The sequence below is a fragment of the Pseudonocardia sp. SID8383 genome (assembly GCF_009864975.1).
Classification (GTDB): Bacteria; Actinomycetota; Actinomycetes; order Mycobacteriales; family Pseudonocardiaceae; genus Pseudonocardia; species Pseudonocardia alni.
In genome coordinates this window covers 1-16,665 of sequence record NZ_WWFY01001046.1, presented here as the reverse complement: position 1 = coordinate 16,665, position 16,665 = coordinate 1, and the positions used below count along the sequence as shown (strand labels likewise).

The 16,665-nt window shown below is 69.6% G+C and carries 20 protein-coding genes and 4 pseudogenes; 14 read left to right on the top strand and 10 right to left on the bottom strand.

Features of this window, described 5'->3' with window-relative positions:
• Positions 1 to 44 precede the first annotated feature (44 nt).
• The 4 genes from GTW08_RS25110 to GTW08_RS32210 form a co-directional block, all read right to left on the bottom strand.
• On the bottom strand, positions 45 to 470 hold the full coding sequence (locus tag GTW08_RS25110) for a DUF6153 family protein (RefSeq protein WP_237454170.1): 426 nt from the start codon (positions 468 to 470) through the stop codon (positions 45 to 47).
• Between the two features lie 149 nt (positions 471 to 619).
• Positions 620 to 865, bottom strand: a complete 246-nt coding sequence (locus GTW08_RS32220; protein WP_237454167.1) for a hypothetical protein — start codon at positions 863 to 865, stop codon at positions 620 to 622.
• A complete protein-coding gene (locus GTW08_RS32215) occupies positions 862 to 1,200 on the bottom strand; it encodes an HAD-IC family P-type ATPase (protein WP_237454169.1) in 339 nt (112 codons plus the stop codon). Before GTW08_RS32215 ends, GTW08_RS32220 begins: the two co-directional genes overlap by 4 nt.
• Positions 1,170 to 1,451: a hypothetical protein gene (locus tag GTW08_RS32210; RefSeq protein ID WP_237454166.1), complete on the bottom strand. Its 282-nt coding sequence runs from the start codon at positions 1,449 to 1,451 to the stop codon at positions 1,170 to 1,172. The genes GTW08_RS32215 and GTW08_RS32210 overlap by 31 nt, the downstream gene beginning before the upstream one ends.
• Before the next feature lie 148 nt (positions 1,452 to 1,599).
• Between GTW08_RS32210 and GTW08_RS25100 the strand changes: the two genes are divergently transcribed.
• Both GTW08_RS25100 and GTW08_RS32205 read left to right on the top strand, forming a co-directional pair.
• Entirely contained in the window at positions 1,600 to 1,890 is a 291-nt protein-coding gene (locus GTW08_RS25100) for a hypothetical protein (protein ID WP_237454165.1), read from the top strand.
• A 102-nt stretch (positions 1,891 to 1,992) separates the two neighbouring features.
• A pseudogene (locus GTW08_RS32205) lies at positions 1,993 to 2,121 on the top strand (serine/threonine protein kinase); the annotation flags it as partial.
• On the opposite strand, the pseudogene GTW08_RS25090 reads toward GTW08_RS32205, so the two are convergent.
• From GTW08_RS25090 to GTW08_RS25070, 5 genes and pseudogenes are all read right to left on the bottom strand, one after another.
• A pseudogene (locus tag GTW08_RS25090) lies at positions 2,115 to 2,267 on the bottom strand (IS481 family transposase); the annotation flags it as partial. The pseudogenes GTW08_RS32205 and GTW08_RS25090 overlap by 7 nt on opposite strands.
• Before the next feature lie 340 nt (positions 2,268 to 2,607).
• Positions 2,608 to 3,495, bottom strand: a complete 888-nt coding sequence (locus GTW08_RS25085; protein ID WP_073577346.1) for a hydroxymethylglutaryl-CoA lyase — start codon at positions 3,493 to 3,495, stop codon at positions 2,608 to 2,610.
• A 35-nt stretch (positions 3,496 to 3,530) separates the two neighbouring features.
• Positions 3,531 to 4,706 (bottom strand): LLM class flavin-dependent oxidoreductase, encoded by a 1,176-nt coding sequence (locus tag GTW08_RS25080; protein ID WP_083658954.1) that lies wholly within the window; start codon positions 4,704 to 4,706, stop codon positions 3,531 to 3,533.
• Between the two features lie 96 nt (positions 4,707 to 4,802).
• Positions 4,803 to 5,249: a flavin reductase family protein gene (locus tag GTW08_RS25075; protein WP_237454164.1), complete on the bottom strand. Its 447-nt coding sequence runs from the start codon at positions 5,247 to 5,249 to the stop codon at positions 4,803 to 4,805.
• A gap of 35 nt (positions 5,250 to 5,284) precedes the next feature.
• Positions 5,285 to 6,043: an SDR family NAD(P)-dependent oxidoreductase gene (locus GTW08_RS25070; protein ID WP_073577344.1), complete on the bottom strand. Its 759-nt coding sequence runs from the start codon at positions 6,041 to 6,043 to the stop codon at positions 5,285 to 5,287.
• 406 nt (positions 6,044 to 6,449) lie between these two features.
• On the opposite strand from GTW08_RS25070, the gene GTW08_RS25065 reads away from it, so the two are divergent.
• The 5 genes from GTW08_RS25065 to GTW08_RS25045 all read left to right on the top strand — a co-directional run bounded on the left by GTW08_RS25065 (position 6,450) and on the right by GTW08_RS25045 (position 9,770).
• On the top strand, positions 6,450 to 6,887 hold the full coding sequence (locus GTW08_RS25065) for a GlcG/HbpS family heme-binding protein (RefSeq protein WP_073577343.1): 438 nt from the start codon (positions 6,450 to 6,452) through the stop codon (positions 6,885 to 6,887).
• Positions 6,888 to 7,015: 128 nt separating this feature from the next.
• Positions 7,016 to 7,681, top strand: a complete 666-nt coding sequence (locus tag GTW08_RS25060) for a GntR family transcriptional regulator (RefSeq protein ID WP_073577342.1) — start codon at positions 7,016 to 7,018, stop codon at positions 7,679 to 7,681.
• Entirely contained in the window at positions 7,681 to 8,886 is a 1,206-nt protein-coding gene (locus GTW08_RS25055) for a CaiB/BaiF CoA transferase family protein (RefSeq protein WP_073577341.1), read from the top strand. Before GTW08_RS25060 ends, GTW08_RS25055 begins: the two co-directional genes overlap by 1 nt.
• 61 nt (positions 8,887 to 8,947) lie before the next feature.
• Positions 8,948 to 9,433, top strand: a complete 486-nt coding sequence (rraA, locus tag GTW08_RS25050) for a ribonuclease E activity regulator RraA (protein ID WP_073577340.1) — start codon at positions 8,948 to 8,950, stop codon at positions 9,431 to 9,433.
• 145 nt (positions 9,434 to 9,578) lie between these two features.
• Entirely contained in the window at positions 9,579 to 9,770 is a 192-nt protein-coding gene (locus GTW08_RS25045; protein ID WP_139282944.1) for a hypothetical protein, read from the top strand.
• 243 nt (positions 9,771 to 10,013) lie between these two features.
• Here GTW08_RS25045 and GTW08_RS32200 read toward each other — a convergent pair whose 3' ends face one another.
• On the bottom strand, positions 10,014 to 10,394 hold the full coding sequence (locus GTW08_RS32200) for a transposase (protein ID WP_083658953.1): 381 nt from the start codon (positions 10,392 to 10,394) through the stop codon (positions 10,014 to 10,016).
• A 286-nt stretch (positions 10,395 to 10,680) separates the two neighbouring features.
• Here GTW08_RS32200 and GTW08_RS25030 point away from each other — a divergent pair, with 286 nt between their 5' ends.
• From GTW08_RS25030 to GTW08_RS25000, 7 genes and pseudogenes are all read left to right on the top strand, one after another.
• Complete coding sequence (locus GTW08_RS25030; protein WP_083658952.1) at positions 10,681 to 11,628, top strand: helix-turn-helix domain-containing protein; 948 nt, start codon at positions 10,681 to 10,683, stop codon at positions 11,626 to 11,628.
• A gap of 112 nt (positions 11,629 to 11,740) precedes the next feature.
• Positions 11,741 to 12,553 (top strand): mycofactocin-coupled SDR family oxidoreductase, encoded by an 813-nt coding sequence (locus GTW08_RS25025; protein ID WP_073577337.1) that lies wholly within the window; start codon positions 11,741 to 11,743, stop codon positions 12,551 to 12,553.
• 13 nt (positions 12,554 to 12,566) lie between these two features.
• Positions 12,567 to 12,683: pseudogene (locus tag GTW08_RS25020) on the top strand (SDR family mycofactocin-dependent oxidoreductase); the annotation flags it as partial.
• Positions 12,684 to 12,807: 124 nt separating this feature from the next.
• Complete coding sequence (locus tag GTW08_RS25015; RefSeq protein ID WP_073577336.1) at positions 12,808 to 13,614, top strand: mycofactocin-coupled SDR family oxidoreductase; 807 nt, start codon at positions 12,808 to 12,810, stop codon at positions 13,612 to 13,614.
• A complete protein-coding gene (locus GTW08_RS25010; protein ID WP_083658951.1) occupies positions 13,611 to 14,645 on the top strand; it encodes an AAA family ATPase in 1,035 nt (344 codons plus the stop codon). Before GTW08_RS25015 ends, GTW08_RS25010 begins: the two co-directional genes overlap by 4 nt.
• 150 nt (positions 14,646 to 14,795) lie before the next feature.
• The gene (locus tag GTW08_RS31220) at positions 14,796 to 15,647 is read left to right on the top strand and encodes a vWA domain-containing protein (protein ID WP_304580185.1); all 852 of its coding nucleotides are present in this window, start codon (positions 14,796 to 14,798) and stop codon (positions 15,645 to 15,647) included.
• Between the two features lie 204 nt (positions 15,648 to 15,851).
• Positions 15,852 to 16,665, top strand: a pseudogene (locus tag GTW08_RS25000) (IS256 family transposase); the annotation flags it as partial.

The following is a 16,665-nucleotide window of genomic DNA, read 5'->3' as shown; positions in this document are numbered from 1 at the left end:
GTGATCGGGGCCGGGATCCGGCGCTCTTCCGCGCCGGGGGCCGATCAGGTCCGCAACACGCAGAGCTGAGCGAGTCGTCTGGGAACGGGCGGCGGCCGCTGCGCGGGTCGGCTGCGGGGGCGCCGACGGGCCGCGGTGATCGCTATCGGGAGCGTCAGACGTCCGAGGAACAGCCATGCCGCGAGCAGGGCGAGCCCGGTGGCAGCCAACACGGCCAGGCACAGGTGCAGTGCGTGGGTGGCGTCGTGCTCGCCGTGGTCGGCCGGCATCGGAGGTTCGACTGCCACCGTTGCCGGTGGCGCGGATGCCTCGACGGCACGATGGTCGCTGTGCCCCGGCGCTGTCGCCGCCACCCCGTGCCCGGTGTCTGCAGTGGGGGGCGGGGCGACGAGTGCGTGCATCCCGATCAGGCCGAGCAGGACAGGCAGGACCAGCAGCACCAGCTGTAGCCCTTCTCGCCTGTTGCCCATGTCGGTCACGGTACCGGGGTGGTCGCCCGGCCCGCGCGCGCTGCCGCTACAGCCGGCCTGCCGTAGACGGCGGGCACGACCGGATCGGATCCACATCCGTCCCGCCATGCCCTCGGCCCGCCGGCCACGTCGGTCGATTGCCTTTGGGGTCAGACCGCTGCACGGGCACCGCACTCGGTGGTGTCGGCACCGGCGAGTCGTGCCGTGCTGCGCGCAGGCGTCAGGTCGAGACGGTGAAGAAGCTGAGCGTCGAGGGCGACGACGACGGTCGAGACCGACTTCAAAATCGCGCCGACGCTCATCGGCAGGACGAACCCGACGGGAGCGAGGACCCCGGCCGCCAGCGGGACAGAGGCCAGATTGTAGCCGGCCGCCCACCACAGGTTCTGCTTCATCTTCCGGTAGGTCGCGCGCGACAGGTCGTCACCGACAGCACCGACCTCGGGTCGGACCAGGCGAGGATGACACCGGCGGAACCGATCGCGACATCGGTCCCGGCCCCGATCGCGATACCCCCGTCGCCCTGAGCCAGGGCAGGAGCGTCGGTGACGCCGTCCCCGGCCATCGCGACCCGACGACCCTGGCTCTGCAGTTCGGCCACCGTGGCGGCCTTGTCCTCAGGCCGGACTCCGGCGAAGACCCGGTCGATGCCGAGGTCGGCAGCGACGGTGTCAGCCACTGCCCTGGCGTCCCCGGTGATCATGACCGCCTGCGTGCCGACGGCGTGCAGGGCCTCGCCCGCCTTCCGGGACGCTGGCCTGATCTCGTCTTCCCGTCGCAGCGCGCGATGACCTCACCGTCGACGAGGGTGTGCAGGACGATCGCCCCTTGGCGGCACCACTGGTCCGCGACCGCGAACTCGGCGGCGCCGTGCTGGTCGAGCAGGTGAGGTCCGCCGACCTGGATCAGCGTGCCGTCCGCGGTGGCCTCGACCCCGACCGCGACCGCGGGGGACGAGGAGAACTCACGCGCCGGCTGCACCGGGCCGGACAGCGCTGAACCGGGTGGCGACGTCCACTGAAGTTGTCCCCGGGGTGACGGTCCTCGTTGGCTCCAGCGGCGGAGGTGCTCGTGGTGCCGGGTGACGAGCCCGCCTTGCCGTTGTGAGGGGGTGGCCTGATCTTGACGGTTGTTCGACGACAACCTCGTCGAGGTGGGGTCCGCGGTCGCGTGCGGACACTGCGGCGAGGTCCTGGGCGACCCCGCCGACGGCCCGCTGGCACTCGCGGTCTACGACGGCGCTCCCACGGACGCCGGCCCGCAGATCATCGCGACCGCTGGCGACTACGTCGACGCGCCGGTGGTCTTCCTGCATTACAGCTGCCCATCCTGCTGGACCGCTTTGTCCTCCGCGGTGGTTCCCGCCGACCACCCGGACGCCGCCACCACCCTCGGACGACTGACGGTCACCGCCGGGTAGCACGAGTCGGGGGTGGGCAAGCGACACGCTCGCCCACCCCCGGCCTCATCCCCCACCCCAGGGCGCCGACCACGCGGTGCTCCCGACCACGGAGAACAACACATGCCCCTCGACTTCGCCGGACGCGTCGCCGTCGTCACCGGCGCGGGCGGAGGCCTCGGCCGTGCCCACGCCCTCGCCGCCCGCGGCGCACGCGTCGTGGTCAACGACATCGGCGGCACGGTGAACGGCCAGCCGCCGCCCTCAGGGATGCTGTCAAGCTTCTTGGCGTCGACGTGGAGCAGATCCCCGGGGTCCGGGTGTTGGTAGCGGCGTACGGCCTCGCCGGTGACCCGGTCGACGTGGGCCAGGCGGTGCAGCCTGCAGCGGGTCAGGATGAACACACCCCGGCGGGCGCCGATCGACTGACCCCGATCGAGTTCGAGACACTGCTCGACACCGCCCACGCGGCCTGACCCACCTATCGACACGCGTCAACTGAACTCTGGGCAGTCCCACGCGTGTTACCGACAGCGTCGACCTGCGGGTTCGGCGGCCAGTCGACGGGCGTCGAGAAACGACCCATTCTCGACACGTTGTGTTGCCGCCGACGGCTGGAAAGTGCGGGGATCGCTTCGGTTCAGCTTCTCCGAGCCAGGCGTTTACTCGCGACCGTCCACGACGAACTGCCGCGCAGCGGCATACCTGTCCCAGGCGAAGCGACCCTGCTCGCCCCTGTCATGAGAGGGCTGGTGGGAAGGAACCAGCGCGGTAAAGCTGGCCGGGCAGCTGACGGCCGAGAATGGTCTCCAGCCACTCGGCGACGCGGATGACCTCATCGAGGTCGATGCCGGTGTCCACGCCCTCATGGTCCAGCAGGTAGAGCAGATCTTCGGTCGCGATGTTCCCGGTGGCACGTGGCGCGAACGGGCAACCGCCGATGCCCCCGACCGAGGCGTCCAGAAGCGCTACCCCCTCGTCCATGGCCGTGTAGGCATTGGCGTAGCCGGTGTTGCGTGTGTTGTGCAGATGCAGACCCAGCGGCGTGCCCAGGTGCCGCGCTCCACCGAGCAGGGCGCGGACCTGGCGCGGGACGCCGACGCCGATCGTGTCGGCGAAGACAATCTCGTCGGCGGTGGTGAGCTGCTCGGCGAGTCCGAGCACGATCGCCGGATCCACGGCTCCCTCGAAGGGGCAGCCGAACGACGCAGCCAGGGTGACCGTGGCCCGGCGACCGTCCTCGTGCGCGTCTGCGACGATCGCCCCTGCCTGCGCCAGCGACTCCGCCACCGAGTGACCCTGGTTGCGTCGGTTGAAGGTCTCGGTCACGCAGAACGCGATGTGGACCTCCTCGCACGAGGTTTCGCGGAGCCGCTGATAGCCGCGCTCGTTGAGCACCAATGCGGCCCGGCTCAGGGTCGGGCTCGGCTGCACCGCCGCGAGGACGTCCTCCGCGCCCGCCATCTGCGGCACGCGCTCGGGGTTGACAAAGCTCGCCGCCTCGACCCTGGGCACGCCGGTGCGGGCCATCCGGTTGGCGAGCTCGGCGCGGAGGGCAGGAGCGAGCACCTCCGGCTCGTTCTGCAGCCCATCACGCGGTCCGACCTCACAGATCGCCACAGCCATGCGCATTCTCCTCGCGGAAGGCAGGTCAGGGGACGTCAGTGACGCAGGCCGGCCTGCTTGAGCAGCGGCATGACGTTGTCTCCGAAGTAGTCCATCTCCTCGTGGTAGTCGAGCATCCCCATGATCATCCCGTTCATGCCGCCGGTGTTGTGGATGCGCAGCATCTCGTCGGCGACCTGCTCTGGGGTGCCGACGATCGGATAGCCGCCCCACCCGGCGATGAATCGCTCCTGGTAGGACTCGATCTGCGAGGCGAACGACTGGCTCTGCATGCCGAGGACCTTCATCACGTTGTTGGCGCCCTCGCGGTCGCCCATGTCGACGATGTGCTGGAAGTCGCGCTTGGCCTCGTCCTCGGTGTCGCGACAGACGACCAGGCCGAAGGTCATGGTCTGGATCTCACGCTGGTGGTCCTCGCGGGCGATCGCCTTCAGCTGCGACGTGTATTTGTTCATCGTCTCGACGGTGTCCATCGCGGCGAAGTTGACGTCGACGTTGCGGGCCGAGAAGTCGATGCCCGACTTGGAGTTGCCGGCGTTGATCAGCGCAGGCCGCGGGGCCTGGTAGGGCTTCGGGTAGGACTCGACGTCGAGGCTGTGGAAGTCATCGGTGATGAAGTCGAACGAGCCCGGCTCGGTCCAGAGCTTGTTGACGAAATCGATCCACTGCTGGCCGTAGCCGTAGCGCTGGTCGTGCTCACGCTGCTCGGCGCCGAACATCTCCATCTCCGGGGTGAACCAACCCATGACGAGGTTGAGCCCGAACCGGCCGCGCGAGACGTGGTCGGCCGTGACCGCCATCTTCGCCGCCACGATGGGATGCACCGTCGGAAGGTGTGAGGTGGCGAAGATGCCGATGTTCTCGGTCTGAGCGGCGAGACCAGTCGCCCAGGTGTAGGTCTCGAAGCAGGTGCCATTGAAGTTGGTGGTGCTACCGAACCCGCGCCAGCGCGCGACCGGCACCAGAGCCTCGAACCCGAGCCGGTCGGCCTTCTGCGCGACCTTGAGGGTGTGCTCCCAAGTCGGCTCGTAGGTCGTCTCGGCATGACTGATCGTCAGCCCGTTGGAGCAGTTGGTCCCGAACAGCCCGAGCTTGAGCGGCTGGTCGTTGAAGATCGGATGCGTGCTGCGGCCGTCAACCAGCGGTGTGCGATGGCTTTCTGGGCGCGGGGTGGCGGGGACGAGGCCCAGTTGTTCGGCTGCGCGGATCACGGGTACTCCCTAGAGGTCAAGTATCGAATGGATGGTTCGGCGAGGTGGACGCCCAGGTCAGGGATCAGGACCATTCCTCCTCGCGTACGGCGTCTCTCACAGTCCGTAGGCGCCGCGATGGAACAGCAGCGGAGCGCGGTCGGTGTCGGATCCGAGCCCGAGCACCAACGCGGCAACCAACGTGTGGTCGCCCGCGTCGTGCTCCGCCCACAACTCGCACTCGACCCAGGCCACGGCCCCAGACAGGACGGGCGCGCCCCGGCGGCTCGGACGCCAGTCGATCCCGGCGAACTTGTCCGCACCCGACCGGGCAAAGGCATTCGACACGCCTTCCTGGTCGTCGGCGAGCACGTTGACGCAGAAGGTGCGCGCCGCGCGGGCTACAGGCCAGCTGCTCGATGTCCGCGCCGGGGCGAAGCTCACCAGCGGCGGCTCCAGGGACAGTGACGCGAACGACTGACAGGTGAAGCCGACCGGCCCCCGCGGACCGATCGCGGTGATCACCGTGACGCCCGAGCAGAAGTGGCCGAGCACGTCGCGCATCGACGTCGGGTCGACCGGGGACGGTGTGGGGGCCATCAGCGGGTGGAGTAGCCACCGTCGATGTTGAGGACGGCACCGGTCATGAACCCGGCGTCGTCGCTGGCCAACCACAGCGCCAGCGAGACGACCTCCTCCGGCCGGCCGAGGCGACCGGTGAGGTGCTCGTGATTCCAGGCCTGGAAGATCTCGTCCCGGTTGCTCATGTCCTTGGTGAAGTTGCGCGGCATCGGGGTGTCGACGACACCGGGACAGATCGCGTTGACTCGGATGTCGGGGGCGAACTCGACGGCCGCGACCCGGGAGAAGTGCGCGGCCGCGGCCTTCGCCGCTCCGTAGGCGCCCATGTTCTCGAACGCGACGACCCCGCCGATGGACGAAACGTTGATGATCGATCCCTTACGACCGGCCATCAGTGGCACGAAAGCCTTCGTCGTGAGGAAGATGCTCTTGGAATTGAGCCGCTCAACATCGGCCCACTCGTCCTCGGTGGTCTCCAGGATCGGCTTGCCCATGATGATCCCGGCGTTGTTGTAGAGCACGTCAACTGCTCCGAGCTCGTTCTTCGCGGTCGCGGCCAGCTCAGCCACGCTCGCCGACGAGGTCACGTCGACCTCGGCGGAGCGGTAGTCGAGGCCCTCTGCCTTCAGCCTGGACTCCAGCTCCTTGACCGCCCCACCGTTGAGGTCGGCGCCGAGCACCGTCGCCCCCTCCTCGCAGAACATGCGACAGGCGGCCTGTCCCATACCGCCGGCAGCACCGGTGATCACGACGTTCTTGCCGTCGAGCTTGCCCATCGTCGCCTCGAATCCTCGATGTCTGTGTCGGCCGTACCCCTGCCGCGGCCGGTGACGATGAGGCACCCGCAGCGACGCGGCATCTGTATGCAACTACGCTCCAACTGTGGTGTCAAGCACCACTTCCGCACGCACCAAGACAGCCAGCGTGCACACAGTTCAGCCGCACTGGCAGAGACTGGCTGACTGGCAGCAGAATCCGCACCCAGCAACTGAAACCGCACTGACCAGTATGTACGTGGGCCAAGAGCGCTCTTCGGTGTCAGTCAAGGGCGCTTCGCCTGTCGGAACCACCCCACAGGACGCATACATACATGCGATCATCACTCTGTACTTGACAGATCACCGGTGACTCGATTGTATGCATCGTCCCTAGTCGGTCCGGAACAGACAAGGAGCCCCACCCATGAGCAGCACCTACAACCGGCCGTCCATCACGCTGGAGCTGGCCCAGGCGATCGTGCGCGAGGCCGTGGCCCAGGCAGCAGCCGACGGAGGCGCCTACGTCGTGTCCGTCGTCGACGAGTCCGGCGTCCAGAAGGCCTTCGCGCGCATGGACGGGGCCCCGCTCCTCTCGGTGCAGGTCGCCCATGACAAGGCCTACACCGCCGCAGGTTTCAGCATCCCGACCGACGGCTGGTTCGACTTCATCAAGGGTGACGAGCCCCTGCGCGTTGGAGCCCCGACCGGAATCGACAGGCTCGTGGCCTTCGGAGGTGGCTACCCGATCACCGTCGACGGCGCTGTCATCGGCGGGATCGGGGTGAGCGGCGGGCACTACTCGCAGGACATGGCCATCGCCCAGGCCGGGCTGCGGGCAGTGGACGCCGCGACCGCGGGCTGAGCAACGGGTGGCCCGGTTGCCGGGCCACCCCGGCACAGTGCTGAGGTTTCGCAGGACGGCGATCGCCCCGCCATCGCGCCGTCCGAGCGAGCCGACGGCCACCAGCCCACCACCGAAACGAGGGGACCATGGCAGCTGCCACCGAGCAGGCCGCGACGCAGCTACGCCGATTGATCTTGGACGGCACCCTCGAGCCAGGGGCCAGGCTGCAGGAGGTCGAGCTCGCGGCACAGCTCGGCGTGAGCCGCACCCCCGTTCGTGAGGCGCTCCGGACTCTGTCGTCGTACGGCCTCGTTGAAATCCTGCCCAACCGCGGCGCCCGCGTCGCCCGTTGGTCGGTGGCCGACCTCGAGGAGATCTACCAGCTGCGGATCATGCTGGAAAGCCACGCCGCGGGACGGGCCGCCGAACGCATCGGCGGTCAGGACAACGACCATCTCACCGAGCTGTGCGAGCAGATGGAGGCCTGCGCGCGGCGCGGCGGCCGACACGACCTGCACACGCTCAGCGAGCTCAACTCCCGCTTCCACAGCATCATCATCGACGGCGCCGACAGCCCCCGGCTGGCCACCATGCTCGCCTCCGTCGTGCAGGTCCCGCTCGTCGTGCGGACCTTCGCGCGCTACACCCCCGAAGCGCTCGACCGCAGCATGGGCCACCACCGCGAGCTGACAGCCGCTCTGCGCGCCGGCGTGCCCGACTGGGCCGCCTCCGTCATGCGATCCCACATCATCGCCGCCCGTGCGGTCCTCATGGACTCCACGGTCGCGGCGGATCCCGAAGGAGATACCTGATGCCCACAGAGCCCCCCGCGGGCGCGCTGGCAGGCACTCGCGTCGTCGAGATGGGCCAGCTGATCGCCGGACCCTTCTGCGGGCAGCTTCTCGGGGACATGGGAGCCGACGTCGTCAAAGTCGAGTCGCCCGAGGTCGGCGACCCAATGCGGCTGTGGGGCGTGTCCAACGCCGACGGTGACTCCCTCACCTGGCCCGTGATCGCCCGCAACAAGAAATCGATCACCCTGAACCTGCGGGTGCAGCCGGGGCAGCAGATCGCCCAACAACTGCTCGACCAGGCCGACATCCTGATCGAAAACTTCCGACCCGGAACGCTCGAACGCTGGAACCTCTCCCCGGAACGTCTATGGGAGACCAACCCGGGCCTGATCATCGTGCGAGTCACAGGATTCGGTCAGACCGGTCCCTACGCTCCCCGCGCCGGCTACGGCTCGATCGGCGAGGCGATGGGCGGCCTTCGCTACCTGACCGGGGAACCGGACCGACCGCCGGCGCGCGCCGGCATCAGCATCGGCGACTCCCTGGCCGGCACCTACGCCGCACTCGGCGCCGTCGCCGCACTCAACGCGAGAACCACGACCGGACGCGGGCAGATCGTGGACTCGGCGATCTACGAGGCGGTGCTGGCGATGATGGAGGCCTCGGTGACCGAATGGGACGCCATCGGGCACCAGCGCGAACGCACCGGCGCGATCCTGCCCCACATCGCGCCCAGCAACGTCTACCCCACCGCCGACGCCAGCAGCATCCTCATCGCCGCCAACCAGGACACCGTTTTCCGGCGCCTGGCCGCCGTCATGGGCCGGCCCGAACTCGCCACCGACGACCGCTACGCCAGCCACCACGCGCGCGGCGAACGTCAATCTGAGCTCGACGACCTGATCGCCGACTGGTCGGCCGAGCACACCGCCGACGTCCTCCTCGACATGCTGCACGAGGGCGGCGTTCCCGCCGGCCGCGTCTACCGGTCCGAGGACATGTTCGCCGACGAGCACTTCGCCGCCCGGAACGCGATCGTGCGGGCCCACAACAGCCGTGGCCACGAGTTCGCCATGCAAAACGTCGCCCCGCGCCTGTCCGCGACCCCTGGCGGAGTCCGATGGACCGGGCCCGAGCTCGGCGAACACACCGACGACGTGCTCGCGAGCCTCGGATACGACGCCGCCGAAATCGAGCGGCTGCGCGACGACTCCGTCGTCTAGGACCGACCCGTCCCACCGCCCGCGACGCGGAACCACCACGTACCGGAAGGCCTATCACCAGATGGACACCGCCGACCGGATGGATGCCCAAGGCGACATCCTCGATAGCTGTGATCTGCAGTTCCGCCAGTACGGCCGACGCACGGAGTTCGACGGACCGATCCGCACCCTGCGCTGTCACAACGACGTCGGGCTCCTCCGGGAACTGCTGGCCCGGCCTGGCGACGGAGCGGTCCTCGCCGTCGATGGCGGCTGCTCGTTGCGCTGCGCGCTATTCGGTGACGTGCTCGCCGACCGCGCAGTGCAGAACGGATGGACAGGTCTGGTCATCGCCGGCGCCGTACGCGACACCCGCACACTGGCAACGATCGACCTGGGGATCAAGGCGCTCGGATCGAATCCGCGCCGCGGTGCGTTCGACGGCACGGGAGAGATCGACATTCCTGTCAGCTTCGGAGGTGCAACTTTCGTACCGGGACAACACTTGTGGAGCGACAACGACGGGGTGATCGTCACCCGTCCCGGCAGGCTCGCCGGGACGCCGTGAGGGGCGAGCCCGACTGTACGAGCACCAGCCTTGCCCCTGTTGGAGCCGATCTGACGGCGCTGTCATCTTGGTGGCGCGCCAGCGCTGTCGTTCTACCGCCGTCCCACAGCGGGACGGCGACGAGCGCGAGGAGGAGCTGCGGCCGGTGAACGCGGACGACCCGATGGGGACGTTGCTGGCCTCGCCGGGCGTAGTCCACGACGAGCGCACCGGTGAGGTGGCGGCGACCCTGACGCTTGCGCTTAGCCGCGACATCTGGGCGGCCGATCCGCATCGGGGCGCAGAGCTGGTCAGCGTGCTGGTCTCCGCCATGCTGGGGCGCGGCTGGGGGTATTGACCGAGACTCATCCGAGCGCGGTCCGCGCCCTCCCGCGCCCGCCCGGCTGGTCGGTGCTCGCGCAAGTGACGGCGGATCGCCCGCGAGGAGTAGGCCTTGTCGGCGCGGACTCGCTCGGGGCGGGTCCGCGGCCGGCCCGGGCCGACACGGTCGATGTGCAGGTGCGACATCAGGTACGTGAACATCGGGGCGTCGCCGGCCTGGCCGGGTCCGACGAGTACGACCAGCGGACGGCCGTGTCCGTCAACGAGCTGGTGGATCTTCGTGGTCAGGCCGCCGCGGGAACGACCCACGGCGTGATCGGGCGGCTCGATGCGCAGATTCTTGTAGTTCGATCCTGCCCCCTGTGTCCCGGGACAGGGTCGCGGCGTGCTGATGGGCGCGAATGATCGACGAGTCGACGCTGACCACCCAGCCGACCAGGCCGGCGGAGTCGGCATCGGCCAACAGAGCAGCGAGAATGTGATCCCAGGTGCCGTCACCGCTGTAGCGGCGGTGACGCTTCCACAGGGTCTGCCACGGACCGAACTCGACCGGGACATCACGCCAGGCCAGCCCGCACCGGAACCGGTAGATGATCCCCTCCACCACTCTGCGGTGATCAGCGAACGGGCGTCCTGGCATCCCCGTCGAGCAATGCTTGAGACCTGTGGATGACCGGGGAGGGGTCGTACCCTCCCGGTGATCTTGACGGTCCTCAAGCAAGGCCGGCGCGCCAACGCCGGTCGGAAGGGTACGACCCGTGCTCCACTGTAGTTCCCGAACCCGACGGCGGCGACGTCGAGACCCTCGAGGAACTCCCGAGCTGAGCGCCCGCGCCGGCGGGGTCCACCGTTCGCTCGACGGCCGGGATCGCGGCGGTTGGTGGCACGATGGGAGGCACCCCGACCCCGGCCGTGCGAGGTGGTTGATGGCAGTGCGACTCTCGACCTCCGACGTCGACGGCCACGACGGCTTCGCGTACTGGCGCGACGCCATCTGCCGACACATCGTCGAGCTGACCGCGAACGCCGCCGGGCCGTCGTCCGACCGGTTCGTGGGAGAGATCGTGCGCAGCATCGTCGACCGGCTGCACGTGGACACGGTCACCGCCGACGCGCACGAGGTCGCCCGCACGGCCCGGCTGATCAGCCGCGCCGACACCGATGACCTGTTCCTCACCCTACTCGTGCAGGGCGAGGGGGTGTTCGAGCAGGACGAACGGCGCGCGGTGCTCGACCGGCCCGGTGACTTCGTGCTGCTCGACAGCGCCCGTCCGTACCGCGGCCGCCTCGGTGACCGGTCCCGGCAGATCGTGGTGCGCGTGCCCCGCGACCAGCTGGGCGCGTGGCTGCCGGGGTTCGCCGGGGCCACCGGCGTCACCGTCACCGGGACCAGCGGCGTCGGTGCGCTCGCCTCCGGGCTCCTGCGGTCCCTTCCGCTCTATGGTGAGAAGACCGAATCGGTGGCACCGGTCAGCGGATCCGTCCTCGACCTGGTGGCCGCAGCCCTGCACGACCGGGTCGGCGGCGATGTCGAGGGCCGGTCCGTCCGCGCGGTGCACCTGGCCCGGGCACGGAGCTTCATCCGCGGTCACCTGTCCGATCCGGAGCTCACGCCCGCCGTCATCGCCGACGGCATCAACATCTCGCAGCGCTATCTCTACGCGCTCCTGGAGGCCGACGGCACGTCCCCGGGGCGGTGGCTGCTCGAGGAGCGGCTCGGCCGGGCGCACGCGTTGCTGGTCGACACCCGCTGGGCGCGCCGCACGATCTCCGAGATCGCTCTCGCCGTCGGTTTCAGCCACGCGTCGCACTTCACCCGCGCCTTCAAGGTGCGCTACGGGATCACCCCGCGGGAACGACGCGCCCGCAGCTGACTCCTCCGCCGGCTGTGCGGCCTCGTGCAAGAGCGCGTGCGGGCACGGTCAAGATCCGCATGTCGGCCGCTCGTACCTTCAGCTGCACAGGACAGCTCAAGGAGGAGCCGACATGGCCGGACGGTTGGCAGGCAAGGTCGCGCTGGTCACCGGCGCAGCGCGGGGGCAGGGCCGGTCGCACGCGGTGCGCCTGGCGGAGGAGGGCGCGGACGTCATCGCGCTGGACGCCTGCCAGGACATGCGCACGGTGCCCTACGCGCTGGGCACGGCCGACGACCTCGCGCAGACGGTGAAGCTGGTCGAGGACCTGGACCGCCGCATCATCGCCCGGCAGGCCGACGTCCGAGACATGGCGGCGATGCAGGCCGTGGTGGATGAGGGCGTCGCCGAGTTCGGCCGCCTCGACATCGTCTGCGGCAACGCCGGCGTCGTCTCCTACGTCGAGAACGCCTGGGACATGACCGAGGACGTCTGGGACGAGACGATCGACATCGACCTGTCCGGCGTCTGGAAGACCTGCAAGGCGGCGATCCCCGCGATGATCGCGGCTGGCAACGGCGGCTCGATCGTGCTCACCAGCTCGACCGCCGGCATGAAGGGCTTCGTGCAGATCGCACACTACGCCGCGGCCAAGCACGGTGTGGTCGGGTTGATGCGGTCGCTGGCCCTGGAGCTGGCGAAGTACTCGATCCGGGTCAATACGGTGCACCCGACCGGCGTCAACACCCCGCTGGTCACCAACGACTTCATGCAGAAGTGGTTCACCGAGCACTCCGAGATGCTCGAGGCCCTGAAGAACCCGCTGCCGGTGGAGATGATCGAGCCCGTCGACGTCTCCAACGCCGTCGTCTGGCTGTCCTCGGAGGAGGCGCGCTACGTCACCGGCGCGCAGATCCCGGTCGACGCCGGCTTCAACCAGAAGTAGGGGACCGCAGACCATGGCCGGACGTGTGACGGGCAAGGTCGCGTTCATCACCGGCGCTGCGCGGGGGCAGGGCCGCTCGCACGCGCTGCGCCTCGCCGAGGAGGGCGCGGACATCATCGCGCTCGACATCTGGTCGAAGCGGGCGGGGCGATCATCCTCACCAGCTCGACGGCCGGGATCAAGGGGTTCGACAACCTCGGCATGACGCAGAAGTAAGCACGAGCAAGACCACCATCCACGAGAGGAGCCGCGCCATGGGGCGTGTGCAGGGCAAAGTCGCGTTCATCACCGGAGCCGCCCGGGGCCAGGGCCGCAGCCACGCGGTCCGGCTGGCCGAGGAGGGCGCCGACATCATCGCCGTCGACGCCTGCCAGGACTTCGACACGGTCGGCTACGCGATGGCCACCGAGGCGGACCTCGCCGACACGGTCAAGGCCGTCGAGGCGCTGGACCGCCGGATCGTGGCGGTCAAGGCCGACGTTCGCGACGCCGCGGCGCTCAAGGCCGCCGTCGACGAGGGTGTGGCCCAGCTCGGCCGGCTCGACATCGTCTCCGCCAACGCCGGCATCTGCACGGTGCAGAAGTGGGACGAGGTGACCCCGCAGATCTGGGCGGACACCCTCGACGTCAACCTGACCGGTGTCTGGCACACCTGTGTGGCGACCATCCCGCACCTGCTGACGGCGGGCGGCGGCTCGATCATCATCACCAGCTCGACGTCGGGCATCAAGGGGCAGCCGTGGCTCGCCCCCTACGTCGCCGCCAAGCACGGGATCGTGGGCGTGATGCGCTCGCTGGCCAACGAGCTCGCCGAGCACAACATCCGCGTCAACACGATCCACCCCGCCGGCGTGGACACCCCGCTGGTGGCGGGGCTGGGCGGGATGAACCAGTTCATCGAGCAGAGTCCGACGATGGGCCCGATCTTCATGAACACCATGCCGGTCGAGGTCGTCGACCCGGTCGACATCAGCAACGCCGTGCTCTACCTGGCGTCGGACGAGGCCCGCTACGTCACCGGACTGGAGATGAAGGTCGACGCGGGCTGCACGATCCGATGACACTGCACGAGTCGGCGATCAACGAATCCGTCCCCGACAGCACCATCGCCGACGCGTCGATCACCGACACCGCCATCACCGGCAGCCGGGTCACCGGCGCAGACGGCGGGTCCGTGCGTGGGGTCCGGGCCAAAGTCGCTCGGCATCTGGTGGGCCGCGAGCGGGAGCTGGATCTCCTGCTCGCGGCCGTCGCCGCCGGTCGCGACGTCCTGCTGGAGGGCCCGCCCGGTACATCCAAGTCGACGCTGCTGCGGGCGATCACTCTCGAGTGGGGCATCCCGCTGTTGTTCGTCGAGGGCAACGCGGACCTCACCCCGACCCGCCTGGTGGGCCACCACAACCCCGCACGGGTGCTGCGGGAGGACTACACCGCGGACAACTTCGTGCCGGGACCCCTGGTGGAGGCGATGCGCAGCGGCGGGTTCCTCTACGTCGAGGAGTTCAACCGGGCGCCGGAGGACACGCTCAACACGCTGCTCACCGCGATGGCCGAGCGCCGGATCGCGGTGCCGCGGGTGGGCACGGTGGAGGCGGCGCCCACGTTCCGGGTGGTGGCGTCGATGAACCCCTACGACACCATCGGCACCACCCGGCTCTCCACCTCGGTGCACGACCGGATCTGCCGGATGGCGATCGACTACCAGGACGCCGAGGCCGAGCGGGGCATCGTCACCCGCCGCGCCGCGATCTCCTCGGCCCGGCTCGTGGCCGACGCCGTGGCGTTGACGCGGGCCACCCGCGAGCGCGACGACGTCCGCCAGGGCAGCAGCGTGCGTGGCGCCATCGACGTCGCCCTGATCGCGGCGCAGCTCGCGGCGATGCGCGACGTGGCCCTGCCCGAGCAGCCCTCGGTGGCGCCTCCTCGGGATCTCCCGCCGGACTACACCGCGCTCGTCAAGGACGCGATGCTCCTCGCGCTGTCCGGACGCATCCAGCTCGACGAGACCACCGATGCCACCCCCGAGCAGGTGCTCCACGAGATCTGGGAGGACCACTTCCTGCTGCTGCCCGCAGCGGCGGAACCCGGTTGAAGAGCGGTCGAGGCCGACTCACCGCTGACCCGCCGAGACCGCCCGGGTTCGGGTCGCCGCACCCGGGCGCTGCGGCCGCTGCGGCGTCGTCCCAAGCAGCTCGACGAGGAGCCCTCACTCTTCCGGCCCTCGGCCGGTGGTGGCGGGCTGGTGCTGTCGTCCGGTGACCGGCGGCGCTCCGCGGCCCGCCCGGCGCGGGCGGGTGTCACCGCTCCGGGGGAGTCCGACGAGGACGCCGACCTGATCGCACTCGCGGAGCTCACCGAGTCCTCGCAGGCCGACCTGCTCGCTCGGGCTCGGGCTCGGCAGATCGCCCGGACCCTCGCGGTGGCGCGCCCACCCCGCGACCGACGGGCGCGGCGCGGCGTCGGGGAGCTCACCAGCCTGCGTTGGTCCGGGGGCTCCGACGAGCTGGACCTCGAGCGCACCCTGGAGTCCGTGGCAGGCACCGCCGTGATCACCGAGGACGACGTGTGGGTCCGGGAACGGGTCCGCACGCGCCGCTCGGTGGTGCTCGTCGTCGACGTCTCCGGGTCGATGAAGGGCGAACGGGTGCGTACCGCGGCGGCCACCGTCGGCGCGCTGGCCGCGGAGCTGGGTCGGGACTCGCTCGCGGTCGTGGCGTTCTGGTCCGACGCCGCCGTGCTCGTCCGCCCGGGCGAGCAGCTGGAGCCGCTGGCCGTGCTCGACCTGCTGCTGCGGGTGCCCACCCGGGGCCTGACGAACGTGGCGTTCGCGCTGCAGGTCGCAAGCCGTCAGCTCGCCGGGGTGCCGCCGCGCGACGCCCGGGTGTTGCTGCTGTCGGACTGCGTGCACAACGCCGGCCCGGACCCGCGCCTCACCGCCGCCCGCCTGCCCCGTCTCGACGTCCTGCTCGACACCTCGGGGGAGGACGACGTCGACCTCGGTCGCGACCTCGCCCGCCTCGGGCGCGGACGGTGCCGGCTGGTGCGCGATCATCGTGACGTCGCGGCGGCCCTCACGACGATCTTCACCGACTGAGGCGGATCATTCATGCGAGAGACGAACGTGGGGACTGTAAGAACATCGGTGTAACTCCGATCAAGGAGTGTGGACCCGATGACAGACCTGGCAGACGAGCCGGTGGTTGACCTCGACGCGGTAACCGACGGCCCGGCCGAGGGTGCAGGCCCAGCCGGGCTGGACCCTGTCGATGAGCAGCTGATCGCCCAGCTCGCCGGCCGGGCACGGGCGAACGGGCTGGAGCTGACCGGGGAGAATGGTCTGCTCGCGCAGCTGACCAAGCGGGTCCTGGAATCCGCTCTGGAAGGTGAGATCACCGATCACCTCGGCTACGAGTCCCACGACCCGGCCGGCCGTGACGGCGGGAACTCTCGCAACGGTCACCGGTCGAAGACCGTGCTGACCGAGGCCGGGCCGGTCGAGCTCGATGTGCCCCGGGACCGGGACGGCTCGTTCACCCCGAAGATCGTCGCCAAGCGGCAGCGCCGCATGTCCGGGGTCGACGAGCTCGTGCTGTCGCTGTCGGCGAAGGGCCTGACCACCGGGGAGGTCCAGGCTCACCTGGCCGAGGTCTACGGCGCCCAGGTGTCCCGGCAGACGATCTCGACGATCACCGACAAGGTCATCGAGGCGATGGTCGAGTGGCAGAACCGGCCACTCGACCCGGGACGGAGTCCAATGGTCGTCGCGAATCCTCACGACGACCATTGGACTCCGTCCCGGGCGGACTACCCGGTGATCTTCATCGACGCGATCCACGTCAAGATCCGCGACGGGAAGGTCGCGAACCGGCCCATCTATGTCGCGCTCGCGGTGACCTGTGAGGGCCGCCGGGAGATCCTCGGGCTCTGGGCCGGGGACCCCCTGCAGCGGCGGCGAGGGCGCGAAGTACTGGCTGCACGTACTCACCGAGATCCGTAACCGCGGCGTCGGTGACGTGCTCATGGTTGTCTGTGACGGCCTGGCGGGGCTGCCGGATGCGATCGGCGCGGTCTGGCCCGCCACTATCACCCAGACCTGCGTGGTGCACCTGCTG

Excerpts from the sequence above, each read along its gene's own strand:
- GTW08_RS25110 (WP_237454170.1), bottom strand. The coding sequence starts at position 470 with ATGGGCAACAGGCGAGAAGGGCTACAGCTGGTGCTGCTGGTCCTGCCT.
- GTW08_RS32220 (WP_237454167.1), bottom strand. The coding sequence starts at position 865 with ATGAAGCAGAACCTGTGGTGGGCGGCCGGCTACAATCTGGCCTCTGTC.
- GTW08_RS25085 (WP_073577346.1), bottom strand. The coding sequence starts at position 3,495 with ATGGCTGTGGCGATCTGTGAGGTCGGACCGCGTGATGGGCTGCAGAAC.
- GTW08_RS25075 (WP_237454164.1), bottom strand. The coding sequence starts at position 5,249 with ATGCGCGACGTGCTCGGCCACTTCTGCTCGGGCGTCACGGTGATCACC.
- GTW08_RS25070 (WP_073577344.1), bottom strand. The coding sequence starts at position 6,043 with ATGGGCAAGCTCGACGGCAAGAACGTCGTGATCACCGGTGCTGCCGGC.
- GTW08_RS25065 (WP_073577343.1), top strand. The coding sequence starts at position 6,450 with ATGAGCAGCACCTACAACCGGCCGTCCATCACGCTGGAGCTGGCCCAG.
- GTW08_RS25060 (WP_073577342.1), top strand. The coding sequence starts at position 7,016 with ATGGCAGCTGCCACCGAGCAGGCCGCGACGCAGCTACGCCGATTGATC.
- GTW08_RS25055 (WP_073577341.1), top strand. The coding sequence starts at position 7,681 with ATGCCCACAGAGCCCCCCGCGGGCGCGCTGGCAGGCACTCGCGTCGTC.
- rraA (WP_073577340.1), top strand. The coding sequence starts at position 8,948 with ATGGACACCGCCGACCGGATGGATGCCCAAGGCGACATCCTCGATAGC.
- GTW08_RS32200 (WP_083658953.1), bottom strand. The coding sequence starts at position 10,394 with ATGCCAGGACGCCCGTTCGCTGATCACCGCAGAGTGGTGGAGGGGATC.
- GTW08_RS25030 (WP_083658952.1), top strand. The coding sequence starts at position 10,681 with ATGGCAGTGCGACTCTCGACCTCCGACGTCGACGGCCACGACGGCTTC.
- GTW08_RS25025 (WP_073577337.1), top strand. The coding sequence starts at position 11,741 with ATGGCCGGACGGTTGGCAGGCAAGGTCGCGCTGGTCACCGGCGCAGCG.
- GTW08_RS25015 (WP_073577336.1), top strand. The coding sequence starts at position 12,808 with ATGGGGCGTGTGCAGGGCAAAGTCGCGTTCATCACCGGAGCCGCCCGG.
- GTW08_RS25010 (WP_083658951.1), top strand. The coding sequence starts at position 13,611 with ATGACACTGCACGAGTCGGCGATCAACGAATCCGTCCCCGACAGCACC.